Source organism: Methylobacterium carpenticola (assembly GCF_042748905.1).
GTDB classification, from domain to species: Bacteria; Pseudomonadota; Alphaproteobacteria; order Rhizobiales; family Beijerinckiaceae; genus Methylobacterium; species Methylobacterium carpenticola.
Window position 1 is genome coordinate 3,353,868 of record NZ_JBHZEO010000001.1, and the last position, 25,752, is coordinate 3,379,619.

Consider the following 25,752-nt stretch of genomic DNA (forward strand, 5'->3'; position numbering starts at 1 on the left):
TGGCGAGACATCCTGGGAAGAAGCACCCATGCCCGACGCCTACATCTACGACCATGTCCGCACGCCGCGCGGCCGCGGCAAGCCCGACGGCTCGCTGCACGAGGTGACGGCCTTGCGCCTCGCCGAGACGGCGTTGCGCGCCCTCAAGGAGCGCAACGGCCTCGACAAGGCCGCCGTCGACGACGTGGTGCTCGGCTGCGTCGATCCGGTCGGCGAGGCCGGCGGCGACATCGCCCGCGCCGCGGCCCTCGTCGCCGATTACGGCGAGCACGTCCCCGGCGTGCAGATCAACCGCTTCTGCGCCTCGGGCCTCGACGCGGTGAACTTCGCCGCCGCCCAGGTGATGAGCGGCCAGCACGACCTGGCGGTGGGCGGGGGCGTCGAATCGATGAGCCGCATCGGGCTCGGCGCCTCCGGCGGCGCCTGGCCGGTGGACCCCTCCATCGCGGTGAAGTCCTACTTCATGCCGCAGGGCGTCTCGGCGGACCTGATCGCCACCAAGTACGGCTTCTCCCGCGACGCCTGCGACGCCTACGCGGTGGAATCGCAGAAGCGCGCCGCCCGCTCCTGGGAGGAGGGCCGCTTCACCAACGCCGTCGTGCCGGTGAAGGACGTCAACGGCCTGACGCTGCTCGCGCGCGACGAGCACATGCGGCCGGGCACCGACATGCAGACGCTGGGCGCCCTCAAGCCCTCCTTCGCCCAGATGGCGCAGATGGGCGGCTTCGAGGCGGTGGCGATCGCGGCCCACCCGGACGTCGAGGCCCTCGACCACGTCCACCATCCGGGCAACTCGTCGGGCATCGTCGACGGCGCCGCCGCCGTGCTGGTCGGCTCGGAGGAGGCCGGCAAGGCCCTCGGCCTGAAGCCCCGCGCGCGCATCCGCGCCTTCGCCAATATCGGCTCGGACCCGGCGCTGATGCTCACCGGGCCGATCGACGTGACCCGCAAGGTCCTCAAGCGCGCCGGCATGGCCCTCGGCGACATCGACCTCGTCGAGATCAACGAGGCCTTCGCCTCGGTGGTGCTGCGCTTCCAGCAGGCCTTCGACCTCGACCCGGCCAAGGTGAACGTCAACGGCGGCGCCATCGCCATGGGCCATCCGCTCGGCGCCACCGGCGCGATGATCCTCGGCACCGTCCTCGACGAACTGGAGCGCACCGGCCGGTCCACCGCCCTCGTCACCCTCTGCATCGGCGCCGGCATGGGCACCGCGACGATCATCGAGCGGGTGTGAGGCGCGGGCGCCCCGCCCGCGGAGGACCGCCCGATCGGAGCGGGCACGGCATCGTGTCCCTCGGCCCCGTTCGCCGAAGCGGGCCCCGGTTCGGCGGAGGAAATGATGCGAAACCAGGGACCTATGCAGAATTGCGCAGAGCAATCCTGCATAGGAGGTGCTTGACGGGAGGCCGTGCCGCCGGGCCTTCGGTCCCCGGCTTCCCAAGCCCTCATCAGGAAACGCCCATGACCAAGTCCCTCGCGACCAGGTCCCTTCCTCTCCTCGCCCTCGCGCTCGCGCTCGCGAGCCCCGCGGCGCGGGCCGATGACCGCGAAGCGATCGCGCGCGCGATCATCGAGCGGACGGTGGCGAAGAACCTCGGCATCGCCTTCAGGCAGGCCGAGGAGCGCTCGCTGGCCTCGGTCTCGGCCGAGCAGGCCGCGACGATCCGGCCCGAACTCGACAAGGGATTCGAGCAGGAGCGCACGAAGCTCGTGGGCGACCTCGCCAAGGAATACGCCCAGAAGTTCAGCGAGGACGAGCTGAAGCAGCTCGTGAAGATCTACGAGGACCCCGTCTTCCAGAAGTTCCAGGCGCTCAACGCCGATCCGAACTCCCTCGTCTCCAGCATCACCAAGGATGCGGTGACGCGGATGATGAACATGCTGGCGCTGGCGACGATGGCCCAGCAGCAGCAAAAGCCCGGTGCCGGCCCGAATCCGGGTGCCGGCCCGGCTCCCAATCCGGGCGCTGGCCCGGCTCCGAAGCAGCCCTGACCGGGACGCCCTCCGCGACGCCAAGCCGCCCGCGGAGGGCCCTCCCCGCCATGCCTCACGAGGACGCTCCGATGGACCTCACGCATTTCCGCTTCGAGACCGATTCCGACGGCATCGCGCTCGCGACCTGGGACAGCCCCGGCCGCTCGATGAACGTCATCACCCCGGAGGTGATGGCCGAACTCGACCGGATCGTCGACACGGTGGCGGCCGATGCCGCCATCAAGGGCTGCGTGATCACCTCGGGCAAGGACAGCTTCTCGGGCGGCGCCGACCTCACCATGCTCCAGGGGCTCGGGGCCGAATATGCCCGCCTCGCCCGGGAGCGCGGCGAGGAGGAGGCGATGCGCTTCTTCTTCGAGGAATCCCGGCGCCTCACCCTGCTCTACCGGAAGCTCGAAACCTGCGGAAAGCCCTTCGCGGCGGCGGTGCACGGCACCTGCCTCGGGGGCGCCTTCGAGCTGGCGCTGGCCTGCCACCACCGCATCCTGTCGGACGACGACAAGACCCGCGTCGGCCTGCCGGAGATCAAGGTCGGGCTGTTCCCGGGCGCCGGCGGCACGCAGCGCGTCGCCCGCCTGATGCAGACCGGCGATGCCCTCCAGATGCTGTTCAAGGGCGAGCAGATCCGCCCGCTGATGGCCCGCAACATGGGCCTCGCCCACGCGGTGGCCAAGCGCGACGAGATCGTCGATCAGGCCAAGGCCTGGATCAAGGGCGGCGGTTCCGCCGTCGCCCCCTGGGACCAGCCGAAGTTCAAGGCGCCCTCCGGCAAGGTCTACTCGCCCGCCGGTATGATGACCTGGCCGCCCGCCAACGCCATCTACCGCCGCGAAACCCACGACAACTACCCGGCCGCGAAGGCGATCCTGCAGTCCGTCTACGAGGGCCTGCAATTGCCGATGGATCTCGCGCTCAAGGTCGAGAGCCGCTACTTCGCCAGGATCCTGCGCTCGCCGGAAGCGGCGGCGATGATCCGCTCGCTCTTCGTCTCGATGGGCGAACTCAACAAGGGCGCGCGGCGCCCGGCCGCGATCGGACCGTCGAGCCTCAAGCGGGTCGGCGTCGTCGGGGCCGGCTTCATGGGCGCGGGCATCGCCTACGTCACGGCGCTCGCCGGCATGGAGGTCGTGCTCGTCGACCAGAGCGTCGAGGCGGCCGAGAAGGGCAAGGCCTACTCGCACAAGCTCGTCTCCGACCAGATCATGAAGGGCCGCGCCAAGACCGCCGACCGCGACGCGCTCCTCGCCCGCATCACCCCCACCGGCGACTACGCGGCGCTCGCCGGCTGCGACCTCGTCATCGAGGCGGTGTTCGAGGACCCGAAGGTCAAGGCCGAGGTGATCGCCAAGGTCGAGGCGGCGATCGGGCCGGAGGTGATCTTCGCCTCCAACACCTCGACCCTGCCGATCACCGGCCTCGCCAAGGCCTCGCAGCGGCCCGACCAGTTCATCGGCATCCACTTCTTCTCGCCGGTGGAGAAGATGCTGCTGGTCGAGATCATCATGGGCAAGGCCACCGGCGAGCGGGCGCTCGCCGCCGCCCTCGACTACGTGCGGGCGATCAAGAAGACGCCGATCGTGGTCAACGACGCCCGCGGCTTCTTCGCCAACCGCTGCGTCGGCGCCTACATCCTGGAAGGCCACCTGATGCTCGCCGAGGGCGTGCCGGCGGTGATGATCGAGAATGCCGGCCGGCAGGCGGGCATGCCGGTGGGGCCGCTCTCCCTCAACGACGAGGTCGGCGTCGATCTCGCGCTGAAGATCCTCAAGGCCACCAAGGCCCAGCTCGGGGACGCGGCGGTCAACCCGGTGCAGGAGCGCATCCTCGCGGGCCTCGTCGAGGGGGAGGGCCGGCTCGGGCGCAAGAACCGCAAGGGCTTCTACGATTACCCCGAGGCGGGGCCGAAGCGGCTCTGGCCGGGCCTTGCCGATCTGGCGGGCCCGCGCCTCGATCCCGAGGCGGTGGATTTCGCCGAGCTGAAGCAGCGGCTCCTCGTCGCCCAGGCGGTGGAGGCCGCCCGGGTCTACGGCGAGGGCGTGGTGACGGATCCGCGCGAGGCGGATGTCGGCTCGATCCTCGGCTTCGGCTTCGCGCCGTTCACCGGCGGGGTCCTGTCCTACATCGACGGCATGGGCGCGCGGCGTTTCGTGGAGCTGTGCCGCCGGCTAGAGGCCAAGCACGGCGCCCGCTTCGCGCCGCCCGACAGCCTGATCGCCCTGGCGGAGACGGGCGGGCGCTTCTACGGCCGCGCCGAGAAGCAGGCCGCCTGATGCGCCGGCCGTGACCCGATCCGGATCGCCCCAGCCCGGGCGATCCGGTCACCCGGCGGCCGCGATCAATCAAGACGCCCGGAGCCGGCGGCGGTCCGGGCGCCGCCATCAGGCTGAGACGGAACGCGCCCATTCTGCCCGCCTCGGGCGGCCGCGCCGCTCCGGCGGCGAGGCGGCGATGGGCGGGTTTGGAGCGGGATCGGGCCGGCGGGTGGTCCTGGTGACGAACGGGGCCTCCGGGGCGCTCGCCGAGCGGGGGCTCGATCCTGCCCGCCCGGCCGCGGCGCTGGCGGCGGCGGGTCTCGACGTGGTGGCGGAGCCCGCCCCCACCCTCCCCCTGCCCGAGCGGCTGCGCGCTGCGGCGGCGCTTCCCGGGATCGACGCCCTGGTGGTGGCCGGCGGCGACGGCACCCTGGCCTGCGCCGCCGAGAGCCTCGCCGGATCCGGCATTCCGCTCGGCATCCTGCCCGCGGGCACCATGAACCTGCTCGCCAGGGATCTCGGCCTGCCGCTCGACCTCGACGCGGCGGCCCGCGTGGTGGCGTCGGGGCATCCACGGGCGATCGATCTCGGCGAGGTCAACGGGCGGATCTTCGCCATCAACTCGGTGCTCGGAATGCCGGCCCGGATGCAGCGCCACCGGGAGGCGCGCCGCGGGCGCTTCGGCCTCGGGGCCCTGCTCGGCATGGCGGCGCTGCTGTGGCGCCATCTCGGCCGCTATCCCCGGATGAGCGCCACGCTCGACCTCGCGGGCACGACGCGGCGGATCCGGTTCCGCACCCTCGCCGTTGTCGTCGGCGACTACCGGGAGGATGTCGGCGCGGTCCTGCTGCGGAGCGGGGTCGATCGGGGCCGGTTCACGCTCTACGTCATCGCGGCGCTGTCGGCGCAGGGCCTGCTGCGGCTCGGCCTCGGCTTCGCGGTCGGCCGGTGGCGGCAGTTGCCGGATCTCGACCGGACCGAGACGACGCAGGCGACGCTCGCGGTGCCGCGCCGGCGCGTCCGGGTGATGAACGACGGAGAGGTGATCCTGCTCAAGCCCCCGCTGACCTACCGCATCCGCCCCGCCGCCCTGCGGGTGCTGGTGCCCCGCGAGGACGACGCCCCATGAGGCGGATCGCCCACATCTCCGACCTCCATTTCGGCCGGACCGATCCGGCGGCGGTCGAGGGGCTGGCCGCGGAGCTGAACCGCGACCGGCCCGACCTCGTCATCGCCTCCGGCGACTTCACCATGCGGGCGCATATCCGCGAATACGAGGAGGCCCGGGCCTTCCTCGCGCGCCTGACGGCGCCGGTGATCGCCGTGCCGGGCAACCACGACATCACGCCCTTCCGGCTGTGGGAGCGCTTCCTGCACCCGTTCCGGCGCTACCGCCGCTACATCGCGGCCGAGACGGAGCCCCTGTTCCAGGACGAGGAGATCGCCGTCCTCTGCCTCAACACGGTGCGGACCTGGGCGCCCGAGCGGGACTGGTCGCAGGGCAAGATCACCCGGGCGCAGATCCGCCGCACCGAGGCACGGCTCGCCGCCCTGCCCCCGCAGCTCTTCCGCATCGTCGTGGGGCACCACCCCTTCATGCCGCCGCCCTGGGACGAGGAGGCACGCTTGGTCGGGCGGGCCGACGAGGCGCTCGCGGCCTTCCAGCGCCACGGCGTCGGGCTGACCCTCGCCGGCCATCTGCACCGGGGCTATTCGCGCGTCGTGATGCCCCAACCCTCGGGCGAGCCGAAGGCGGAGATCGACGTCAGCGAGGCGCGCGCGAGCCCGCAGCACCTGCTCGCCGTGCAGGCCGGCTCGGCCACCTCCACCCGCCTGCGCGGCAACGAGCCGAACGCCTACAACCGCATCCGGATCGAGGACGGGGTCGCCACCGTGCAGGTGCGGCTCTGGACCGGCACCGATTGGTGCGACGCCGCCGAATCCGGCTCCACCCGCTGCGCCACCGAGGAGTGATACGGTTTCCGGACGATCACTTTCGGAAACCGTATCACGAGCCCGCGCGGCGCCTGAGCGAGGCCGGTTTCCGCATCGCGAAGCGATCATCCGGAAACCGTATGATCCGCTCCTCGGGGCGCAGCGGGTGGAGATTTCCGATGACGCGCCGCGAAAGGTTCCGCCCCGGAGCGCGGTCCATCCCGGAGACGATGCGGCATTCCGCCTCATCGATCCGGCAGCGAGCCGCTGCCTTATGGTTAAGTATACCGGAACATTAACGATTGCATCGCACCAATCGGACACGAGCCCCCGGGACATCATCAGGCATTCGGGGCGTCGCAGGAGTCCCCCGTGTCCTTCGATCGTGTTTCCATTCGCGCGAAGCTGGTATCCGCTTTCGCCGCTCTGACAATCGTGATGATCGGCCTGAGCGGTCTCAGCTTGACCGGATTGGCACGCATCGATGCTCTGCTGGATCGGGTTCAGACCGATTGGCTGCCCAGCGTACGGACCGCAGGCGAGATCAACGCGCTGACCGGCCGCTACAACACCAGCCTGCTGCGCCATCTGCTCGCGACCGACGGCAAGGCGCTGGCCGGCATCGATGCCGATCTCGCGCAACGCCGCGCCAAGCTCGACGAGAGCCTGAAGCGCTACAGCTCGCTGATCAGCAGCGACGCGGAGCGGACCGCCTACGAGGCCTTCCGGCGCGACTGGCAGGCCTTCCTCGACGTCGCCGATGCGATGACCGTCCTGTCCCGCGCCGGCCAGAAGGCCGAGGCGCTGGCGCTCTACGAAGCCAAGGCGGTGACGCCGCGGCGCCAAGCCTCGATCGCCCTCGACACCCTCGTCGCGCTCAACGACGCGGGCGCCGCCCAGGCGGAGCGCGACGCGACGGCGCTCTACACGGAGACGCGGCTTTGGACCCTCGTGGCGGCGGGCGGCGCGACCCTGCTCTCGCTCGTCCTCGCCGTCCTGATCACGCGCGGGATCGCCCGGGGCATCGCCTCGATCCTGCATCCCATGCAGGCCCTCGCCCAGGGCGACCTCGACGCGGCGGTGCCGCACCAGGGCGCCCGCACCGAGATCGGTCGCATCGCCGACGCGGTGCAGGTCTTCAAGGACGCCCTCCTGCGGATGCGCACCCTGGAGCGGGAGACCGAGGCGGCGCGGGCGGGTGCCGAGACGCAGCGCCGGACCGCGATGCGCGACATGGCGGACGGGTTCGAGGCCGCCGTCGGCGGCATCCTCGGCACCGTCACGGCGGCGGCGGCCCAACTCCAGGCGACCGCCCACGGCATGACCCAGGCCGCCGGCGAGACGGCGACCCGCTCGGCGAGCGTGGCGGCCGCGGCCGAGGAGGCGGCCACGAACGTCACCACCGTCTCGGCGGCCACCGAGGAACTCGGCGCCTCGGTGCAGGAGATCGGCCGGCAGGTCCATGGCTCGGCCGAACTCGCGCAGACCGCGGTGGACGAGGCGGGCCGGACCGCCGGCGTCGTGCAGGACCTGAGCAAGGCCGCCGCCCAGATCGGCGACGTGGTGGCGATGATCTCGACCATCGCCGGCCAGACGAACCTGCTGGCCTTGAACGCCACCATCGAGGCGGCGCGGGCCGGCGAGGCGGGCCGCGGCTTCGCGGTCGTCGCCGCCGAGGTCAAGGAACTCGCCACCCAGACGGCGCGCGCCACCGAGCAGATCACCGGCCAGATCGGCCGCATCCAGGGCTCCACCGACGAGGCCGTCGCGGCGATCGGGCGCATCACCGGCGTCATCCGGCAGATCAGCGAGGTGTCCGCCTCGATCGCGGCGGCCGTCGAGGAGCAGGGCGCGGCGACGCAGGAGATCGTCCGCAACATCACCCAGGCCGCCGCGGGCACCAGCGACGTCACCGCGACGATCGGCGCCGTCGCGGGCACCGCGGAGGAGACCGGGATCGCCGCCACGCAGGTGCTGGTCTCCGTCTCCGACCTGTCCCGCCAAGCCGACCAGCTCAGCGCGGAGGTGACCCACGTCCTCGCGACCGTCCGGGCCGCCTGACGGACCGCCAGACCTTCCACCGCGCGATCTCATCCGCATCCGGGCAAGACGGCCTGGACCAAGACGGCCCGGGCGAGAAGATGTGGGCAAGACGGGCCCGCCGCGACAGACGTCGCGGCGGGTCTTTCGTCGTGCGCGTCTCGCCACCGGCCTGCTTTCCGCACCCGGGAGCGGATGATGGCGGCGAGCGCGTCGTCAACGAATTCGCGCGGCGGATAATCCCGCTGCATCGCGGAATTTCTGATCTTGTCTTGGCAAGTCATCGCCGAGGACTTCGGCCAGCGTTGACAAAGCCGGAAATGCGTGAGCACACTAGAACTGGTATACAGTCGACCTGAAGCGAAGCATCCGCAGATCTGCAGTGCCATCAACCTGTTGGCCTGCAGCCGCTGACCGGCTGCGCCATCGCGGGATCGGCGGCCACCAGAACCATAATACGAGGAACGCCCCATGCTTCGAGCCAGACCTCCGTCGCCCGGCTGACGGCGGCGCCGTCCCCCGTTCGTCCCTTCCGACGATGCGATGCGCTCCGGACCTCGCCCGGAGATGCGCAGGGTTCCGCGCGCCCTGACGCGCGGCCCCTCCTCCAATCGACGAGCTCAACACGCCATCGAGCACCGGGAAACATCCCGAATAGCGGCCTCGAATCCCGCAGGGAGGACCATCCATGACATCTGTCGCCGCCACGAGAACGGAGGCACCCGCGATTGCGGGTCGCTGGTTCCAGCTGATCCTGGGCGTGATCTGCATGGTCGCCGCCGCCAACATCCAGTACGCGTGGACGCTGTTCGTCCCCGAAATCCAGAAGACCTTCGGCTGGGACCGGGCCGCGATCCAGGTCGCGTTCACCATCTTCGTGGTGGTCCAGACCTGGCTCACCCCCATCGAGGGCCACTTCATCGACCGCTACGGCCCCAGCCGCGTCGTCATGGCCGGCGGCTTCTTCACCGGCCTGGCCTGGGTGGTGAACTCCTACGCCTCCTCCCTGACCGGCTTCTACATCGGCGCGGTCATCGGCGGCATCGGGGTCGGCTGCGTCTACGCCACCTGCATCGCCAACGCCCTCAAGTGGTTCCCCGACCGCCGCGGCCTCGCCGTCGGCCTCACCGCCGGCGGCTACGGGGCCGGATCCGCGCTCACCATCCTGCCCATCGCCAGCATGATCGCCGATGGCGGCTTCCAGCAGGCCTTCTTCGTCTTCGGCCTGATCCAGGGCGCGCTGATCATCCTGGCCTCGATCGGCCTGCGCTCGCCGGCCCGCGGCGAGGTGACCTTCTCCACCACCGTCCAGCAGAGCCGGCGCGACTACACCCTGGGCGAGGCTTTGCGCACCAAGGTGTTCTGGGTGATGCTGATCATGTTCACCTGCACGGTGACCGGCGGGCTGATGGCGGTGGCCCAGCTCGGGGTGATCGCGCAGGATCTCGGGGTGAAGAACTTCCAGGTCAACCTGTACTTCATCACCATGGCGGCGCTGCCCTTCGCGCTGATGCTGGACCGGATCATGAACGGGATCTCGCGGCCGTTCTTCGGCTGGATCTCGGACCGGATCGGGCGGGAGAAGACGATGTTCATCGCCTTCTCGCTGGAGGGGATCGGGATCGTGGCGCTGGGCACGTTCGGGCACAATCCGTGGGCGTTCGTGATCCTGAGCGGGATCGTGTTCCTGGCCTGGGGCGAGGTCTACAGCCTGTTCAGCGCCACCGCCGCGGACACGTTCGGGTCGGGGCACATCGGCAAGATCTACGGGGTGCTGTACTGCGCGAAGGGCTTGGCGGCGCTGCTGGTGCCCGCGGGCAACCTGCTGATGCAGGCCACCGGCACCTGGACGAGCGTTCTCTACACCGTCGCCATCCTCGACCTGATCGCCGCCTGTCTCGCCATCACCGTCCTCAGACCCATGCTCAAGCGCCACCACGCCGCCAACGGCGTCCCCGTGCCGGAGGCGTCCCACGCCTGATTCATCCCGCCTCGCCCTCCGGGGCGAGGCGGCCGATCATCGGATCCCGGCTCCCGGCCCGGGACGACACGGGCCGCCCTCCGCGGCCCGTGCGCGCTCGTTTCGGGGCTGCGACAATCGCTTCCCGTGGGAGATTCGCGATGAGCATCGCCGCCGCCCTCGCTCTCCAGAGCATCCCCTTCGCCGGGCTCGTCCTGGCCACGAGCCGATGCGACCGCGACGCGTTCTCGATCCTCTACGCCGCCGGGCTCGGCCTCACGCTCTCCCTCATCGCCCTCGTCGAGGGCCAGTACGCCCTGCCGGGGCTCGCGGGCATGGCCGACCACGGGCCGCGCTGATCGGGCGATCGACCGAATCGCCGTCTCGCGCTGACAGCCAGGTCCGACGGCGAACACGAAAAACCCGCCCGGACGGGGGCGTCCGGGCGGGCATGAGCGTCGGCGGGAGGCGCGTTTACTCCGCCGCGACCTTCTGGGCCCGCGAGCCGTCCGTGTAGGTCTCGGCCGTCAGGCGCTTGTGCGGGGCGGCGCGGCCCGGCAGAGGCGGCAGGGCCTTGGCCTTCTCCAGGTCGATCCCGGCACCCTCGGCCACGCGGCGGCCGTAATCCTCGTCGGCGTGCCAGAAGTGCCAGACCATCCGCAGCTGGATCGGCTCGGGGCACTGCTTCATGTCGGCCACGAGGTTGGCGATCAGGTCGTCGCGCTCCCAATCCTCGAAGGAGCGGTAGCGCGCGCCGGCCTGGGTGTAGTCGTCCTCGGTGCGGCTGGTCTGGTAGCGGCCGAGATTGCCCGTCACCGGCTGGTGGTAATCCTTGGCGGGCTTCGGCGCCTCGCGCAGGCCCTCGGCCAGCGTGCTCGGCTCGTAGTTGATGTGCTTGTTCGGGCCGGTGCCGTCGACGCTGTACGTCATCTGGCCGTCGCGCTGGTTCGAATAGACCTTCACGCCCGGCTGCGGCGCGTTGATCGGCAGCTGCAGGTAGTTCGGGCCGACGCGGTAGCGCTGCGTGTCCGAGTAGGACAGGGTCCGGCCCTGCAGCATCTTGTCGTCCGAGAAGTCGATGCCGTCGACGAGCACGCCGGTGCCGAAGGCGGATTGCTCGACCTCGGCGAAGAAGTTGTCCGGCACGCGGTCGAGCACCATCCGGCCGCATTTCAGCAGCGGGAACTGGTCCTCGGGCCAGCGCTTCGTGTCATCCAGCGGGTCGAACGAGAGGTGATCGTTCGGGCCGTCCGGCATGATCTGCACGGCGAACTCCCATTCGGGGAAGTTGCCCGCCGTGATGTTGTCGTAGAGGTCGCGCGTGGCGTGGCCGACATCCTTGGCCTGGATCTCGGACGCCTGCTGCGAGGTCAGGTTCCGCACGCCCTGCTTGGGGATCCAGTGGAACTTGCAGAGCACCGCCTCGCCCTGGTCGTTGACCAGCTTGTAGGTGTTGACGCCCGAACCTTCCATCTCGCGGTAATTGGCGGGGATGCCCCACGGCGACTTCAGCCAGGTCACCATGTGGATCGACTCGGGGTGCTGGGCGACGAAGTCGAAGAAGCGCCACGCCTCCTGGCGGTTCGTCACCGGATCGGGCTTGAAGGCGTGGATCATGTCCGGGAACTTGATGGCGTCCCGGATGAAGAACACCTTGAGGTTGTTGCCGACGAGATCCCAATTGCCGTCGACCGTCTTGAGCTTCACCGCGAAGCCGCGCGGGTCGCGCTCGGTCTCCGGGCTCTCCTTGGCGCCGGCCACGGTCGAGAAGCGCACGAAGACCGGGGTCTTCACGCCGGTCTCGTTGAGCACGCGGGCGCGGGTGTACTTGGAGGCCGGCTCGTCGCCGATCTTGCCGTAGGCCTCGAAATAGCCGTGCGCACCGGCGCCGCGGGCATGGACCACGCGCTCCGGAATGCGCTCGCGGTCGAAATGCGTGATCTTCTCGATGAACTGGTAGTTCTCGAGCGTGGCGGGGCCGCGCTCGCCGACCGTGCGCAGGCTCTGATTGTCGCGGACCGGATGACCCTGCCGGGTCGTCAGGATCGGGCGTTGGTCGCTCATGAAGCCTCCTCTCGAAATCGAAGAGCGCGATGCCGGCCAGCCACCCTGGCCGAGGCGCCGGCACCGCACGAGGACGTCTGACATAGGGTCGGAGGGCACGCGCCCCAACCGCCCTTGGAACTAGAAGCGTTCTCGCTCGGCCTTATGACCGCCGCGTGACCCCAAGGCCAATGCATCGTTCCGAAACCAATGATAGACAGTGTCTATGAACATTGCCGGCCTGTCCCTGCGCGACCTCGAATATGTCGTTGCCGTCGCTGACGAAACCCATTTCGGCCGGGCGGCCGAGCGCTGCAACGTCAGCCAGCCGACGCTCAGCGTGCAGGTGCGCAAGCTGGAGGAGGCGCTCGGGCTCACGATCTTCGAGCGCACCAACCGGCGGGTGCTGCTGACCCCGAGCGGGCAGGTGGTGGTGCGGCAGGCCCGCGCGGTGCTGGCCGAGGCCCACCGCCTGCTGCTGCTCGCCCGCGAGGGGGTCGGCGCGGCGCTGGCCGGGCGTCTGGTGCTCGCGGCGATCCAGACGCTCGGCCCCTACCTGTTCCCGCAGGTGCTGCGCCAGCTGCGCCAGGAATTCCCGCAGCTCGCCCTGGCGCTGAGCGAGGGGCGCACCGCGGGCATCCTGGAGGGCCTGCGCGAGGGTCGGCTCGACGCGGCCCTGATCTCGCTGCCGATCGCCGAGGCGGGGCTGACCGTGGCGCCGCTGTTCCGCGAGCCCTTCCTCCTCGTCTGTCCGGCCGATCACGCCTTCGCGATGGGGGACGGCCCGCGGGCGGAGGATCTCGCCGGCCCCGACCTGCTGCTGCTCGACGAGGGCAACTGCCTGCGCGACCAGACGATGGCGGCCTGCGGCGCCGGCCCGGCGGCGGGGCGGCACGCCACCAGCCTGGAGACCCTGCGCTCGATGGTGGCGGCGGGGGCGGGCTACACGCTCCTGCCGGCGCTCGCCGCGCCCCAGGGCCCGGATCCGAGCGGCCTCACGGTCTGCCGCCGCTTCGGCGAGGGCGGCCCCGACCGGGTGATCGCGCTCGCATGGCGCGCGAGCGACCCGCGCAGCGAGGGGCTGACCCGGCTCGCAGGCTTCTTCCGCGCACATGCGCCGGGCGCAACTCTACCTTGCGGCATGACCGAGGCGGCGAGTTCGGCATGACAGGGCCGTGATTCGCGTCTAGCGACGGGATCCAGTCATCGTTGTCCGAGGCGGCGCAGCCAACCCCTCTCCCGGACGGGAGCGGAGTCTCTGCGTCGATCTCGGAGCCGGATCTCCGCATCAGCGCCCGCCATGAAGCCTGCCGACCTGGACCTCCGCCGCTCCGCCGCGCACGCGGTCCCGCAATGGATCGGCCTTCTCGCGGCCTCCGCTTGCCTCTCCGCCCTCCTCTCCGCCGCCGGCTTCCCGGCCGCCCTGCTGCTCGGCCCGATGCTGGCCGCGATCGTCTTCGGCGTCTCGGGGGCGGCGATCCGGGTGCCGAAACCCGGCTTCCTCGCCGCGCAGGCGCTGATCGGCTGCCTCGTCGCCCACGCGGTGAACGCCTCGATCGTGCAGACGATCATGGCGGATGGTCCGCTGATGCTCGCGGTCGTCGGGGTGACCGTGCTGGCGAGCGCCGCGGTCGGCTGGTTCCTCACCCGCATCCGGCTCCTGCCCGGCACCACAGCGGCCTGGGGCTCCTCGCCGGGGGCCGCCGCCGCCATGGTGGCGATGGCGGAGGAGTACGGCGCCGATCCGCGCCTCGTCGCCTTCATGCAGTACCTGCGCGTCGCCTGCGTGGCCCTCTCGGCCTCGATCGTGGCGCGGCTCTTCATGGGGACCGGGTCCGCGGTGGTGCCAGCCCCGGTCGGCGCCCCCGAGCTGGGCGCCGTGCTGACGACGCTCGCGGTCGCCGCCCTCGGCGCGTGGCTCGGACGCCTGCTCAACATCCCGTCGGGCGCGATGATCGGCCCCCTGGTGATCGGCGCCGCGCTCCACGCCACCGGCCTTGCCAGCATGAGCCTGCCCGACTGGCTCCTCGCCCTCGCCTACGCGGCGATCGGCTGGACGGTGGGCTTGCGCTTCACCCGCGCCACCGTGCGGGCCACCGTCTACGCCCTGCCCGGCGTGCTCGCGGCGACCCTGGGCCTGATCGGGCTCTGCGGGCTGTGGGCCTGGGGCCTCACCTTCCTGCTGCCGATCGACCTCTTGACCGCGATCCTCGCCACCAGCCCCGGAGGCCTCGATTCCGTGGCGATCATCGCGGTGGGCTCGAAGGCGGACGTCTCCTTCGTGCTCGCCGTGCAGACCCTGCGGCTCCTCGTGGTCATCATCACCGGGCCGCTCGTCGCCAAGTGGATCTCGCGCAGCAGCAGCAGCGGCGCCACCGGGGCCGGGTGACGCTGCGGCCACGCTCGCATCGCGGGCCGAAACCCGCTATGGGGCCGCCTTCGCGGCAGGCCCCGTCCTCCCGCCATCCGGACAGCGTCCCGTGCACGACTACATCAAGAAGATCCTCACCGCGCGCGTCTACGACGTCGCCATCGAGAGCCCGCTCGACCCGATGCCGCGCCTCTCCGGCCGAATCGGCGCGCCGGTGCTGCTCAAGCGCGAGGATCTGCAGCCGGTCTTCTCCTTCAAGCTGCGCGGCGCCTACAACAAGATGGCGGGGCTGCCCCGCGAGGTTCTCGACCGCGGGGTGATCTGCGCCTCGGCCGGCAACCACGCCCAGGGCGTGGCGCTCGCCGCCGCCAAGCTCGGGGTGAACGCGACCATCGTGATGCCGCGCACCACCCCGGCGATCAAGGTCGAGGCAGTGCGGGCGCGCGGCGGCAACGCCGTGCTGCACGGGGACGCCTTCGACGAGGCCTATGCCCACGCCAAGGCCCTGGAGGCCGAGCAGGGCCTGACCTTCATCCACCCCTACGACGATCCCGAGGTGATCGCCGGGCAGGGCACGATCGGGCTGGAGATCCTCCAGCAGCATTCGGGACCGATCGCGGCGATCTTCGTGCCGATCGGCGGCGGGGGCTTGGCCGCGGGCATCGCCACCGCGGTGAAGTTCCTGCGCCCCGAGACCCAGGTGATCGGCGTCGAGCCGGAGGACGCGGCCGGCATGGCGGCGGCCCTCCAGGCGGGCGAGCGCGTGGTGCTGAACTCGGTCGGGCTGTTCGCGGACGGCGTGGCGGTGCGCCAAGCCGGCGAGGAGACCTTCCGCCTCTGCCGCGAATATCTCGACGCGGTGATCACGGTCGACACCGACGCGATCTGCGCCGCGGTCAAGGACGTGTTCGACGACACCCGCGCCATCTCGGAGCCCTCCGGGGCCCTCGCGGTGGCGGGCCTGAAGGCCTGGGCGGCGCGCAGCGGGGCCGGCGCGGGCGGCGCCCTCGTCGCCATCAACAGCGGCGCCAACCTCAATTTCGACCGCCTGCGCCACATCGCCGAGCGGGCGGAACTCGGCGAGCGCCGCGAGGTGCTGCTCGCCGTCACGATCCCGGAGCGGACGGGCAGCTACCGCGCCTTCATCCAGGCGCTCGGCGCCCGCGCCATCACCGAGTTCAACTACCGCTACGCGGAGGGCTCGGCCGCGCACATCTTCGTCGGCGTGCAGCTCCAGGGGCAGGCCGGCGAGAAGGAGGCGCTGATCGCGGGCCTCACCGCCCTCGGCTACCCGGTGCTGGACCTCAGCGACAACGAGATGGCGAAGGTCCACGTGCGCTACATGGTGGGCGGGCGCGTGCCGGGACTCGCCGACGAGCGCCTGTTCCGGTTCGAGTTCCCGGAGCGGCCGGGGGCGCTGCTGAGGTTCCTCGACGGGCTCGGCGTCGCCTGGAACATCTCCCTGTTCCACTACCGCAACCATGGCGCCGATTACGGCCGGGTGCTCGCCGGCATCCAGGTGGCGGAGGGTGACGAAACCCGCTTCCGGCGGGCCCTGGAAGACCTCGGCTACCCGTTCCACGACGAGACCGACAACCCGGCCTACCGGCTGTTCCTCGACGGGAACGCGGGCGGCGAGCCCCTGCCATCGGCCTGACACAGCCGCGGCGTACCGGGTTGACGCCGCGCCGCCTCCGGTTCACCTCTGCCGCCCGATGCCGCCGCTCCTCGCGCTTCCCTTTCCCGCCATCAACCCGGTCGCCATCGCGATCGGGCCGATCGCGATCAAGTGGTACGCCCTCGCCTACATCGCGGGCCTCGTCGGCGGCTGGTTCTACGCCAAGCGCCTCGTCGCGGCCCCGTCCCTCTGGGGCGCGGTGCGCCGGCCCGCCGCCGCCGACATCGACGACCTGATCGTCTGGGTGGCCCTCGGCGTCGTGCTGGGCGGGCGCATCGGCTACGTGCTGTTCTACAATCTCGGCGCCTATCTGGCGCACCCGTCCGAGATCCTGGCGATCTGGCGCGGAGGCATGTCGTTCCACGGCGGCTTCCTCGGCGCGGTGCTGGCGCTGGTCCTGTTCGCCCGCGCGCGTTCCTTGAGCGCCTTCGCGCTGCTCGATCTCGCCGCCGTGGTGGTGCCGATCGGCCTGTTCTTCGGCCGCATCGCCAATTTCGTGAACGGCGAGCTGTGGGGCCGGCCCGCGCCGGACTTCCCCTACGCGGTGGTGTTTCCGAATGGCGGGCCGCTGCCGCGCCATCCGAGCCAGCTCTACGAGGCCGCCGCCGAGGGCCTGCTGCTGTTCCTCGTCATGGCGGTCGCGGTGCGCCGCTTCGGCTTCCGGCGCCCGGGCCTCGTCGGGGGCATCTTCGTGATCGGCTACGCCCTCGCCCGCACGGCCTGCGAGTTCTTCCGCGAGCCCGACGCGCAGCTCGGCTTCCTGTTCGGCACGGAGGTCTCGGCGCTCAACGGCGGCATCACCATGGGCATGGTGCTCTGCGTGCCGATGCTGATCATCGGGATCGTGGTGATCGCGCTCGCCCTCAAGGGGGTGACGGCGCCCCGCGCGAAGCTGGAGCAGAGGCCCGCCGACGCCGAGGCGCATTCGGCGTGAGCGGGACGCCGCTCCTCGCCGAGCTGCGCACGCTCATCGCCCAGACCGGACCGATCCCGGTCGAGCACTACATGGCGCTCTGCCTGGGCCATCCCCGCCACGGCTACTACCGCACCCGCGATCCCCTCGGCGCCGCCGGGGATTTCACCACCGCCCCCGAGATCAGCCAGATCTTCGGCGAACTCCTCGGCCTGTGGGCGGCCGGCATCTGGCACGAGATGGGCCGGCCCGCGCCCTGCCGCCTCGTGGAACTCGGGCCCGGCCGCGGCACGCTGATGGCGGATGCCCTGCGGGCGATCCGCGCGGCTCTGCCCCCCTTCGCCGCGGCGATCGACCTCCACCTCGTCGAGACGAGCCCGGTGCTGCGGGCCGCGCAGAATGACCGCCTCGCCCCGGCGGCCCTCCCGGTCCATTGGCACGACGCCGTCGAGACGGTGCCGGCCGGGCCGGCGATCATCCTCGCCAACGAGTTCTTCGACGCCCTGCCGGTGCGCCAATACGAGCGCACCGCCCGCGGCTGGTGCACGCGCCGGGTCGGCCTCGCGCCGGAGGGCGACGGCCTCGCCTTCGGCCTCGACCCGGAGCCGGTCCCCGACCTCGCGGCCGCGGCACCGGAGGGCGCGGTCCTGACCATCCCCTCGGCGGGTCTCGCCGTGATGCGCGGCATCGCCGGACGCCTCGCCCGCGAGGGCGGCGCGCTCCTCGCCATCGATTACGGCGAGGCGGATCTCGGCCTCACCGACACGCTCCAGGCGGTCTCCCGCCACCGCAGCATCGGCGTGCTCGACGCGCCGGGCGAGACCGACCTCACCGCGCAGGTCGATTTCGGCGCCCTCGCCCGGGCGGCGCACGCGGCGGGCGCGGCGATCCACGGGCCGGTGCCGCAGCGCGACTTCCTGCTCGCCCTCGGCCTGCAGCAGCGCGCCGACCGGCTCGCGGCCGGGGCGCCGGCGGATCGGGCCGCGGCGGTCGTCGCGGGCGCCGCCCGGCTCGTCGACGAGGCCCCCACGGGGATGGGGCGCCTGTTCAAGGTTCTGGGCGTCTCCGGACCGGGGCTGCCGAACCTCCCCGCCCTCCCCCGCTCCACCCTGTCAGGATAGGCGCCGCCATGCTCGTCGAAGCCCCCGCCCTCAGCGCCCTTCCGGGGCTGCGCCACGCCTTCTTCACCCGGCAGGGCGGCGTGTCGGAGGGGCTCTACGCCTCGCTCAACGGCGGCCCCGGCTCGGGCGACGAGCCCGCCCGCGTCGCCGAGAACCGTCGCCGGATGACCGCGCGGCTCGGCCTCGCGGCCGGCGCGCTGGCGAGCGTCCATCAGATCCACTCGGCCGAGTGCGTGATCGTCGAGGCGCCCTTCGCCGAACGGCCGAAGGCCGACGCCATGGCGACCCGGGTGCCCGGTCTCGCGCTCGGGATCCTCACCGCCGATTGCGGCCCGATCCTCTTCGCCGATCCGGAGGCCCGCGTCGTCGGCGCCGCCCATGCGGGCTGGAAGGGCGCGCTCACCGGCATCGTCGAATCCACCCTCGACGCGATGGAGCGGCTCGGCGCGGCGCGGGGCCGCGTCACCGCCGTGCTCGGGCCGACGATCGGCGCCGAGGCCTACGAGGTCGGCCCGGAATTCCGGGAGCGCTTCCTCGACGCCGACCCGGACAATGCCGCCCTCTTCGCGCCGAGCCCCGGCCGGGCGGATCACCACCTCTTCGATCTGCCCGGCTACATCACGCGGCGGCTCGTGCGGGCCGGAACCGGCACCGTGGCGGATCTCGGCCTCTGCACCTACGGCGACCCGGACCGCTTCTTCAGCTACCGGCGCACGACCCATCGCCGGGAGGCCGATTATGGCCGTCTCGTGTCCGCCATTGCGCTGGCGTGAGAGCAGGTATTCCGGTTCGACAAGTACCGGCCGCGGCCGCGCCCGAAAAATTTCCGGGATCTAGTGAACCTTGGCCGTTCGGCCGCGTTGAAGCCGCAAGGAGCCAAGGGAGTTCAGGCGACGAACCGCCGATAAGGCCGCGGTGAACCTCACCAGCGTTGTCGCCAGGACACAGCTTTCGCAAGGCTGCCGGGATATGTCGAGGCACTGCTTCGGGTGAGGGTCGGGCTTCCAGCCGGGCCATCCCCGCAGCGATGTAGAGAGGACCAGAAACCATGAAGTCGCTTCTGAAGAGCGCCACCGCCCTCGCGGGCGTGCTCGTTGCCGGTTCCGCCCTGGCCGCGGATCTGCCGCGCCGGGCCGCTCCCCCGCCGGTGTTCACGCCGGTGCCGGTGTTCACCTGGACCGGCTTCTACGCCGGTTTCAACGCCGGCTACGGCTTCGGCACCAACGACAACAACAACCCGACCGTGATCGGCGTCGGCCCGGCCTCCGGCCTCGTCCTCGCCCCGACGGTCATCGCCTTCCAGAACCGCAACAACTCCGACGGCTTCGTCGGCGGCGGTCAGATCGGCTACAACTACCAGTTCACGCCGGGCTCGGGCGTGGTGATCGGCCTCGAGGCCGACGCCCAGTACGCCGATTTCGGCCGTGACCGGAACCGCTTCCTGGCCACCGGCCCGCTGGCCGCCCAGCAGGTCTTCAACCCGAACGGCCTGTCGGGCCTCGACTACTTCGGCACCGTGCGCGGCCGTCTCGGCTACGCCTGGGATCGGACCCTGGTCTACGCCACCGGCGGTTTCGCCTACGGCGGCGGCGGCGGCAGCGACTTCGGCACGGCCAACCGTGACGACTTCCAGACCGGCTGGACCGTCGGCGGCGGCGTCGAGTACGCCCTGCCCACCGACTCGTTCCTGAACTTCTTCAAGTCGAACGCGGTCACGCTGAAGGTCGAAGGCCTCTACGTGAACCTCGACCGGGGCAACGGCCTGAACGGCGCCTTCGCGGTGAACAACGCGGGCGGCATCGTGACGACGTCGAGCCCGGGCGTGGTCGTGGTCAGCGGCGCCAACCTGCGCCGCGACACCGAGTTCGCGGTGGTCCGCGCCGGCCTGAACTACAAGTTCGGCACCTACTAAGATCCAGCCTGGGCCCCGATCACCCAGCGCGAGAGCCCGGCCGAAAGGCCGGGCTCTTTGCGTTGGGGCGGAGCCGGCCGGCTGCCCCCGCCTTGCGTCAGTGCAGCGCGACCACCGATCCGGCCTCGCGATCGGTCCGCGGCGCCGGCGATGCACCCTCCGCCAGGGCCGTGCGGATCTGCGTCAGCTGGGCCTCCATCCCGGCGAGCTGCGCCTCCAGGCGGCGCACCCGCTCGCGCTCCACGGCGAGCATCGCCTCGGCCGCGCCTTGCCGAGCCTGAGCCTCGGCCGCCTCCCGCCGCGCCGCCGCCACCCGGTCGGCCGCCGCGCGCAGCTCGGCCTCGACCCGATCCAGCAACGGACGCACCTGCGCGGCGATGCGGGCCGCGCGGGCCTCGGCGGCGTGCGTCCGGGCGGTCGCGGCCCGGACCTTCTCGGTGGCCTGCCGCAGCAGCGTGAGGATCGTCTCAAGGTCGGGAAGCGCGGGCATGGCGGGCTCATCCTGGCGGGGACGGGGAGCGCGGAGCGGATGCCCCACGACGCCCTTCCGCATCGCCGGGGTCAAGGTGCCCGAGGGCCGAAAACGCCCGGAACGATCCCCCGAAGCCCGAGTTTCCGGGAGGACGTGCATACTAATCGGGAGTACCAAGATGGCTGGGAAAGACCTCAAGGCCCTGTTCCTTCACCAGCTCAAGGACACCTATTTCGCCGAGAACGCGATCCTCAAGGCGCTGCCCAAGATGGCCGAGGCGGCGCGGACGGAAGCCTTGCGCGGCGCCTTCGGCGTCCACCTCCAGGAGACCCGCGAGCAGGTCAAGCGTCTCGATCAGGTCTTCCGGATCCTCGGCGAGAAGCCCGAGGGCGTCACCTGCAAGGCGATCCAGGGCATCATCGCCGAGGGCGAGGAGGTGATGGGCGAGTTCGCCGACAGCGAGGCGCTCGATGCGGGCCTGATCGCCGCCGCGCAGGCCGTCGAGCATTACGAGATCACCCGCTACGGCACCCTCCTCGCCTGGGCCCGCCAGCTCGGCCTCAGCGAGGCCGAGGGGCTGCTGAAGGAGACCCTTGTCGAGGAGGAGAACACCGACGAGGTTCTGTCCGAACTCGCCGAGGAAGCGGTGAACCCGGCCGCCGCGTAAGGCGGGGTGCCGCCTGCGGATCCTGGCCGGAGGGACGCGCGTTCCTCCGGCTTCCCACGGGACCATGACCATGCCTGAGATCGCGGGCGTTCTCGAAACCGTTCTCTACGTCGAGGATCTGGAGCGGGCTGCCGCCTTCTGGGGCGGTCCCATGGGCCTGCCCTGCCTCCACGCCGACCACCGCATGCGGGCTTTCGACGTGGCCGGCCGCGGGGTGCTGCTCCTGTTCCCGCGCGGCGGCTCCCTCGACCCCGTCGTGACGCCGGGCGGGACCATCCCGCCCCATGACGGGAGCGGGCCGCTCCACGTCGCCTTCGCGATCCCCGCGGAGGCCCTCGCGGATTGGGAGGACCATCTCGCCGCGAGCGGCATCGGCGTCGAGGGGCGCACGGCTTGGCCGCGCGGGGGCACCAGCCTCTATTTCCGCGATCCCGACGGCCATCTCGTCGAACTGGCGACGCCCGGTCTCTGGAAGGGCTATTAGGTCTTATCGGGGAGGGGGCGGGCCTCGACGGCGGCGCGGCCGCCGCGTAAAGCCGGGCGCATGACCGCACACGTTCGGGGACCGGCGCAAGGGCTGACGCGGGAGACCCTGGCTTCGGTGCTGACCGCCGGGAACCGCCGCCGCATGGTCGCGCTGCGGCTGGTGATCTTCCTGTTGCTCCTCGTGGCGGCGCAGATCCACGACGGCTCGCTCCATGCCGGCAGCCACTGGTTCATCCTGGGCGGCTATGCGGCGAGTTCGGTCTGGCTGGTCCTCGCCGAGCGCCATCAGAACGGCCGGCGGCTGTCCTGGATCTCGACCCTGCTCGACGCGGCGCTCGCGATCTACGTCGTCATCGAGCACATGATGGCCGGCTCGGACGAGGCGGTCGATGCCGGCGACATGGTGAGCCGCCTGCCCGCCTTCCTGCTCCTGCTGCAAACCGGCCTGTCCCTGCGGATCGTGCAGACCGCCGTCTTCGCCGGGCTGGTGGCCTCGGCCTGGGGGCTGGTGCTGGTGGCCGGCATCCTGCGACCGGACCTCGCCCCGTTCGGGCCGGCCGTCACCCTCAACCACCAGATCTTCGGGCTCCTCGCCTTCGTGGTGGCGAGCCTGTTCGTGGTCGACGGGGTCGCCCGCCTGCGCCGGGCGGTGGGGGAGGCCCTGCGCCTCGAACAGGAGCGGGCCCGGCTCGCCCGCTTCGTGCCGGCGGGGATCGACCTCGTGACCCCGGACGGCCACACGCCCCTGCGCTTCCGGCACGCCGCCCTCCTCGCCCTCGACATCCGCGGCTTCTCGACCCTCACCCGCAGCTGGGGCGGCGGCGCCGTCGCCGGCTGGCTCCTCGAGATCCGCGCCACCGCCCACGCGGCGATCTCCGGGCAGGGCGGCATCGTCGACAAGTACGTGGGGGACGGCGTGCTCGCCCTGTTCCTCGACGGCCCGCCCGCCGCGCAGGCGCGCGCCGCCCTCGCCTGCGCCGGCGAGATCCGGCGCCGGGTCGCCGCCAACAACCGGGACCGCGTCCGGAACGGCCTGCCGGCCCTCGACGTGACGGCGGCCCTGCACACGGGCGAGGTGCTGGTCGGCGTCTTCGACGACGGCCACCGGGCCGAGTTCACGGTGCTCGGGCCGGCCATGAACGCGCTCGCCCGCATCGAGCGCCGGGCCAAGCACGAGAATCTCGATCTCGCCGCCTCGAAGCGCTTCGCCCGGCTCCTCGGGCCCGGCGGCCCGCCCGCGCGCCGGCTCCCCCGCCGGGCCGGGGAGGAGGATTGCCCCGACGTGGTGGCCCTCGATCCCGGCGATCCGCCTCAGGCCGCCGCCGTGCCGCTCGACCAGACCTGCCCGTCATAGGCGAAGAGCTTCGGCTTCGCGGCGAGGGCGGAGAGGCCCGTGAAGGCCGGATCCGCGATCGTGATCACGCAGGTCGGGATCGCCGCCATCATGTCCGCGAAGGGCGGCTTGTGCGCGAAGGCCCGGCGGAAATCCCCCCGCTCCAGCACCGGCAGGATGCGCGGGGCGATGCCGCCGCCGATATAGACGCCGCCGGTGGCGAGGAAGGTGAGCGCGAGGTCGCCGCACAGCCGCCCGAGCAGCTTGGCGAAGAGCCGCAGCGTCTCGACCGCCACCGGATCCTCTCCCGACAGGCCCCGGGCGGTGATCTCCGGCGGCTCGGCCCCGGCCCCGCCGAGGGCGGCGTAGAGCCGCGACAGGCCGGGCCCCGAGAGCAGGGCCTCGACGGTGACCCGCCCCTCGATCCGCGCGATGGCGGGCCAGAGCGCCGCCTCCTCCGCGTCGCTCGGCCCGAAATCCGTGTGGCCGGCCTCCGTCGAGACGATGGCGAGCTGCTCGCCGAAGGGCACGAGGGCCGCCGCGCCGAAGCCCGTGCCGGGGCCGAGCACCAGCCGGGAGCCACGGCCCGGCGCGAGGGCGGGGCCGATCGGCTCCAGGATGCGGCGGTCCTCGCCGGCCGGGTCGAGGGCGGCGGCGCCGGCCGCCACCGGCACGTAATCGTTGACCACCACGCAGCGGGACAGGCCGAAATCCCGGCCGATCCGCTCGCCCGCGATCACCCAGTTCGCGTTCGTGAGTTGCACGGCGGGCCCGTCCACCCGCCCCGCGATGGCGAGGATCGCCGAGCGGGGCGCCGGCGCCGCGCCCTGCGCCAGCGCCGCCCGGATCGCCGCGCTCGGGTCCGGATAGGCGGCGGTGCGCAGATGGTCGAACGCTACCGGATCGGCATCGGGCCGCGGCAGGACCGCGAACCGCGCGTTGGTGCCGCCGATATCGCCGATGAGGACGGGATAATCGAACATGGACGACCGGGTTCCCGTGCGAGAGGGACGACCGACCCGATATAGCACCGCTCCGGCCGCGGTCGACGGCCTCCGCCGCCGAGGTCAGGCGCCCTCCATCCGTCCGACCGTCTTCATGGCCTGCTTCAGGGCGAGCAGGCGCCGGTCGCGGTCGCGGAACAGCTCGGCCGGATCGCGCCCGCCCCAATCGAAGAAGCCCCGCCCCGCCATCACGCCCGTATGCCCCTGCGCCGCGAGGGCATCGAGCGAGTCCGAGGCGGTGCGGGCGACGGGCGGGCTGTAGCTCGCATTGGCCAGCGCGTGGCGCAGCAGCTCGATCCCGGTGAAATCCGCCTTGGCGAGATGGCCGAGGATCGGGATGCGCAGGGCGAGCCCGTGGATGATGGCGTCGTCGATCTCCCGCGGCGAGGCGATGCCCTCGTCGAGGAGGTGATAGACCTCCGCCGAGATCGCCGACTGGATGCGGTTGGCGACGTAGCCCGGAATGAAGCGCTTGAGCACGATCGGCACCTGACCGAGGCCGATCACGAGGTCGCGGATCTCCGCCACCACCGCCGGATCGGTCGTCGGCCCCGGCACCACGTCGACGAGATCGACGATGTAGGGCGGCGTGTACCAGTGCGCGACGAGGGCGCGCGTCTGCCGCTCCTCCGGGATCAGCGGGAAGACGTCGAGATAGCTGGTGTTGCTGGCGAGGATCGTCTCGGGCGGGCAGAGCCGCGCCAGCTCGGCGAACAGGGCGCGCTTCGCGTCCGGGTTCTCGGTGATCGCCTCGATGACGAGATCCGCGCCGGCCACGGTGGCGGCGAGATCGGGCGTGAGCTGCACCGCCCCGGCGAGGCGGGCGGGCGTCCAGTCGGCGGAGACCGCGCCGGCCTCGCGCAGGGTGTCGAGGGCGGAGGCCATCAGGCCGGGAACCTGCTCCAGCGTCTCGGGACGGCTGTCGGTCATGCGCACCCGGTGCCCGCCGAGCGCCAGCACCAGCGCGATCCCATGGCCCATCAGGCCCGCGCCGATCACGGCGATCTGCCTCATCGCATCTCCTCCCCATTTGGCAGCCCCGTTCTGCGGCGGGAGCGGGCGGCACTCTGGGGCGGCATCGGCGCTGCGGCAAGGGCGGAGGCCGGATCGCGCCGCAGACCCGGCATGCAAAAGGCCGGTGGAGCGCCACCGGCCTTCGGACCCCGTCAGATGGATGAAGCGAAGCGCCGTCAGCGGGCCTGGGCGACCCGCTCGGCGATCTCGGCCTTGCGCGGCGCGGCCGGCACCGGCTGGGGCGTGGTGGTGAGGCCGGCGATCGGGGCCGCCGCGCGGGTGTCCCGGGCCATCTCCCGGTAGAGCGGCGGGAACACCGCGGCGCGCGCCTCGTCGGCCCGGACGGGAGCGGAAGCGAGCGCAGCGGCGGCGACCGCGAGGGCGGCGGACGCGCTCAGCGAACGGCGGACGAGCATGGGAACCTCCAGTGATCAGCAGTTGATTTAATTAAATCATCTGATGCGGCGCTGCACAACAAATTTTTGCATTGCAAAATATCGCCGATTGCCGGCGCGGCGGCACGATCGTGCAAGGGCGCGCCCGGAGCGCGGGA

At 71.7% G+C, this 25,752-nt stretch carries 23 protein-coding genes; 18 read left to right on the forward strand and 5 right to left on the reverse strand.

Going from position 1 to position 25,752, the window contains the following annotated elements; all coding sequences use genetic code 11:
• The first annotated feature begins 28 nt into the window (after positions 1 to 28).
• From ACE101_RS15795 to ACE101_RS15830, 8 genes are all read left to right on the forward strand, one after another.
• On the forward strand, positions 29 to 1,237 hold the full coding sequence (locus tag ACE101_RS15795) for an acetyl-CoA C-acetyltransferase (protein WP_379131155.1): 1,209 nt from the start codon (positions 29 to 31) through the stop codon (positions 1,235 to 1,237).
• Between the two features lie 227 nt (positions 1,238 to 1,464).
• On the forward strand, positions 1,465 to 1,995 hold the full coding sequence (locus ACE101_RS15800) for a DUF2059 domain-containing protein (protein ID WP_379131157.1): 531 nt from the start codon (positions 1,465 to 1,467) through the stop codon (positions 1,993 to 1,995).
• 71 nt (positions 1,996 to 2,066) lie between these two features.
• Positions 2,067 to 4,268, forward strand: a complete 2,202-nt coding sequence (locus ACE101_RS15805) for a 3-hydroxyacyl-CoA dehydrogenase NAD-binding domain-containing protein (RefSeq protein ID WP_379131160.1) — start codon at positions 2,067 to 2,069, stop codon at positions 4,266 to 4,268.
• Between the two features lie 178 nt (positions 4,269 to 4,446).
• On the forward strand, positions 4,447 to 5,379 hold the full coding sequence (locus ACE101_RS15810) for a diacylglycerol/lipid kinase family protein (protein ID WP_379131162.1): 933 nt from the start codon (positions 4,447 to 4,449) through the stop codon (positions 5,377 to 5,379).
• Positions 5,376 to 6,224, forward strand: a complete 849-nt coding sequence (locus ACE101_RS15815; RefSeq protein ID WP_379131165.1) for a metallophosphoesterase family protein — start codon at positions 5,376 to 5,378, stop codon at positions 6,222 to 6,224. The genes ACE101_RS15810 and ACE101_RS15815 overlap by 4 nt, the downstream gene beginning before the upstream one ends.
• Positions 6,225 to 6,557: 333 nt before the next feature.
• Complete coding sequence (locus tag ACE101_RS15820; protein ID WP_379131167.1) at positions 6,558 to 8,246, forward strand: methyl-accepting chemotaxis protein; 1,689 nt, start codon at positions 6,558 to 6,560, stop codon at positions 8,244 to 8,246.
• Positions 8,247 to 8,913: 667 nt separating this feature from the next.
• Positions 8,914 to 10,206, forward strand: a complete 1,293-nt coding sequence (gene oxlT, locus ACE101_RS15825; RefSeq protein ID WP_379131169.1) for an oxalate/formate MFS antiporter — start codon at positions 8,914 to 8,916, stop codon at positions 10,204 to 10,206.
• Between the two features lie 140 nt (positions 10,207 to 10,346).
• Positions 10,347 to 10,544: a hypothetical protein gene (locus ACE101_RS15830; RefSeq protein WP_379131171.1), complete on the forward strand. Its 198-nt coding sequence runs from the start codon at positions 10,347 to 10,349 to the stop codon at positions 10,542 to 10,544.
• 115 nt (positions 10,545 to 10,659) lie between these two features.
• Here the strand turns inward: ACE101_RS15830 and ACE101_RS15835 are convergent, their stop codons facing one another.
• Complete coding sequence (locus tag ACE101_RS15835; RefSeq protein ID WP_379131174.1) at positions 10,660 to 12,249, reverse strand: catalase; 1,590 nt, start codon at positions 12,247 to 12,249, stop codon at positions 10,660 to 10,662.
• A gap of 205 nt (positions 12,250 to 12,454) precedes the next feature.
• Here ACE101_RS15835 and ACE101_RS15840 point away from each other — a divergent pair, with 205 nt between their 5' ends.
• From ACE101_RS15840 to ACE101_RS15870, 7 genes are all read left to right on the forward strand, one after another.
• Positions 12,455 to 13,396, forward strand: coding sequence for a LysR substrate-binding domain-containing protein (locus ACE101_RS15840; RefSeq protein WP_379138720.1), 942 nt, complete (start codon positions 12,455 to 12,457; stop codon positions 13,394 to 13,396).
• Between the two features lie 132 nt (positions 13,397 to 13,528).
• Entirely contained in the window at positions 13,529 to 14,617 is a 1,089-nt protein-coding gene (locus tag ACE101_RS15845; protein ID WP_379131177.1) for an AbrB family transcriptional regulator, read from the forward strand.
• 91 nt (positions 14,618 to 14,708) lie between these two features.
• Positions 14,709 to 16,256 carry a threonine ammonia-lyase, biosynthetic gene (gene ilvA, locus ACE101_RS15850; protein WP_379131180.1) on the forward strand — a complete coding sequence of 516 codons (1,548 nt, stop codon included), beginning with the start codon at positions 14,709 to 14,711 and terminating at the stop codon, positions 16,254 to 16,256.
• 58 nt (positions 16,257 to 16,314) lie between these two features.
• Complete coding sequence (lgt, locus tag ACE101_RS15855) at positions 16,315 to 17,211, forward strand: prolipoprotein diacylglyceryl transferase (protein ID WP_379131183.1); 897 nt, start codon at positions 16,315 to 16,317, stop codon at positions 17,209 to 17,211.
• A complete protein-coding gene (locus ACE101_RS15860; protein WP_379131186.1) occupies positions 17,208 to 18,311 on the forward strand; it encodes a class I SAM-dependent methyltransferase in 1,104 nt (367 codons plus the stop codon). Before lgt ends, ACE101_RS15860 begins: the two co-directional genes overlap by 4 nt.
• Positions 18,312 to 18,319: 8 nt before the next feature.
• Positions 18,320 to 19,084, forward strand: a complete 765-nt coding sequence (gene pgeF / locus ACE101_RS15865) for a peptidoglycan editing factor PgeF (protein ID WP_379131188.1) — start codon at positions 18,320 to 18,322, stop codon at positions 19,082 to 19,084.
• A gap of 275 nt (positions 19,085 to 19,359) precedes the next feature.
• On the forward strand, positions 19,360 to 20,223 hold the full coding sequence (locus ACE101_RS15870; RefSeq protein WP_379131190.1) for an outer membrane protein: 864 nt from the start codon (positions 19,360 to 19,362) through the stop codon (positions 20,221 to 20,223).
• 97 nt (positions 20,224 to 20,320) lie between these two features.
• On the opposite strand, the gene ACE101_RS15875 is transcribed toward ACE101_RS15870, so the two are convergent.
• The gene (locus ACE101_RS15875; RefSeq protein WP_379131192.1) at positions 20,321 to 20,713 is read right to left on the reverse strand and encodes a hypothetical protein; all 393 of its coding nucleotides are present in this window, start codon (positions 20,711 to 20,713) and stop codon (positions 20,321 to 20,323) included.
• A gap of 160 nt (positions 20,714 to 20,873) precedes the next feature.
• Between ACE101_RS15875 and ACE101_RS15880 the strand changes: the two genes are divergently transcribed.
• The 3 genes from ACE101_RS15880 to ACE101_RS15890 all read left to right on the forward strand — a co-directional run bounded on the left by ACE101_RS15880 (position 20,874) and on the right by ACE101_RS15890 (position 23,202).
• Positions 20,874 to 21,362 carry a YciE/YciF ferroxidase family protein gene (locus ACE101_RS15880; RefSeq protein ID WP_379131195.1) on the forward strand — a complete coding sequence of 163 codons (489 nt, stop codon included), beginning with the start codon at positions 20,874 to 20,876 and terminating at the stop codon, positions 21,360 to 21,362.
• A gap of 70 nt (positions 21,363 to 21,432) precedes the next feature.
• Positions 21,433 to 21,846: a VOC family protein gene (locus ACE101_RS15885; RefSeq protein WP_379131198.1), complete on the forward strand. Its 414-nt coding sequence runs from the start codon at positions 21,433 to 21,435 to the stop codon at positions 21,844 to 21,846.
• Positions 21,847 to 21,906: 60 nt separating this feature from the next.
• Positions 21,907 to 23,202: an adenylate/guanylate cyclase domain-containing protein gene (locus ACE101_RS15890; RefSeq protein WP_379131200.1), complete on the forward strand. Its 1,296-nt coding sequence runs from the start codon at positions 21,907 to 21,909 to the stop codon at positions 23,200 to 23,202.
• Here ACE101_RS15890 and ACE101_RS15895 read toward each other — a convergent pair.
• The 3 genes from ACE101_RS15895 to ACE101_RS15905 form a co-directional block, all read right to left on the reverse strand.
• On the reverse strand, positions 23,160 to 24,164 hold the full coding sequence (locus ACE101_RS15895; RefSeq protein ID WP_379131203.1) for a glucokinase: 1,005 nt from the start codon (positions 24,162 to 24,164) through the stop codon (positions 23,160 to 23,162). The genes ACE101_RS15890 and ACE101_RS15895 overlap by 43 nt on opposite strands.
• An 84-nt stretch (positions 24,165 to 24,248) precedes the next feature.
• On the reverse strand, positions 24,249 to 25,199 hold the full coding sequence (locus ACE101_RS15900; RefSeq protein WP_379131206.1) for a 3-hydroxyacyl-CoA dehydrogenase family protein: 951 nt from the start codon (positions 25,197 to 25,199) through the stop codon (positions 24,249 to 24,251).
• 176 nt (positions 25,200 to 25,375) lie between these two features.
• On the reverse strand, positions 25,376 to 25,615 hold the full coding sequence (locus ACE101_RS15905) for a hypothetical protein (RefSeq protein ID WP_379131208.1): 240 nt from the start codon (positions 25,613 to 25,615) through the stop codon (positions 25,376 to 25,378).
• Between the last annotated feature and the right edge of the window lie 137 nt (positions 25,616 to 25,752).

Coding starts and splice junctions, on each gene's coding strand:
- ACE101_RS15895 (WP_379131203.1), bottom strand. CDS start 24,164: ATGTTCGATTATCCCGTCCTCATCGGCGATATCGGCGGCACCAACGCG.
- ACE101_RS15900 (WP_379131206.1), bottom strand. CDS start 25,199: ATGAGGCAGATCGCCGTGATCGGCGCGGGCCTGATGGGCCATGGGATC.
- ACE101_RS15890 (WP_379131200.1), top strand. CDS start 21,907: ATGACCGCACACGTTCGGGGACCGGCGCAAGGGCTGACGCGGGAGACC.
- ACE101_RS15800 (WP_379131157.1), top strand. CDS start 1,465: ATGACCAAGTCCCTCGCGACCAGGTCCCTTCCTCTCCTCGCCCTCGCG.
- ACE101_RS15835 (WP_379131174.1), bottom strand. CDS start 12,249: ATGAGCGACCAACGCCCGATCCTGACGACCCGGCAGGGTCATCCGGTC.
- ACE101_RS15875 (WP_379131192.1), bottom strand. CDS start 20,713: ATGCCCGCGCTTCCCGACCTTGAGACGATCCTCACGCTGCTGCGGCAG.
- ACE101_RS15845 (WP_379131177.1), top strand. CDS start 13,529: ATGAAGCCTGCCGACCTGGACCTCCGCCGCTCCGCCGCGCACGCGGTC.
- ACE101_RS15840 (WP_379138720.1), top strand. CDS start 12,455: ATGAACATTGCCGGCCTGTCCCTGCGCGACCTCGAATATGTCGTTGCC.
- ACE101_RS15885 (WP_379131198.1), top strand. CDS start 21,433: ATGCCTGAGATCGCGGGCGTTCTCGAAACCGTTCTCTACGTCGAGGAT.
- lgt (WP_379131183.1), top strand. CDS start 16,315: ATGCCGCCGCTCCTCGCGCTTCCCTTTCCCGCCATCAACCCGGTCGCC.
- oxlT (WP_379131169.1), top strand. CDS start 8,914: ATGACATCTGTCGCCGCCACGAGAACGGAGGCACCCGCGATTGCGGGT.
- ACE101_RS15795 (WP_379131155.1), top strand. CDS start 29: ATGCCCGACGCCTACATCTACGACCATGTCCGCACGCCGCGCGGCCGC.
- ACE101_RS15810 (WP_379131162.1), top strand. CDS start 4,447: ATGGGCGGGTTTGGAGCGGGATCGGGCCGGCGGGTGGTCCTGGTGACG.
- ACE101_RS15905 (WP_379131208.1), bottom strand. CDS start 25,615: ATGCTCGTCCGCCGTTCGCTGAGCGCGTCCGCCGCCCTCGCGGTCGCC.
- ACE101_RS15830 (WP_379131171.1), top strand. CDS start 10,347: ATGAGCATCGCCGCCGCCCTCGCTCTCCAGAGCATCCCCTTCGCCGGG.
- pgeF (WP_379131188.1), top strand. CDS start 18,320: ATGCTCGTCGAAGCCCCCGCCCTCAGCGCCCTTCCGGGGCTGCGCCAC.
- ACE101_RS15880 (WP_379131195.1), top strand. CDS start 20,874: ATGGCTGGGAAAGACCTCAAGGCCCTGTTCCTTCACCAGCTCAAGGAC.
- ACE101_RS15870 (WP_379131190.1), top strand. CDS start 19,360: ATGAAGTCGCTTCTGAAGAGCGCCACCGCCCTCGCGGGCGTGCTCGTT.
- ACE101_RS15815 (WP_379131165.1), top strand. CDS start 5,376: ATGAGGCGGATCGCCCACATCTCCGACCTCCATTTCGGCCGGACCGAT.
- ACE101_RS15805 (WP_379131160.1), top strand. CDS start 2,067: ATGGACCTCACGCATTTCCGCTTCGAGACCGATTCCGACGGCATCGCG.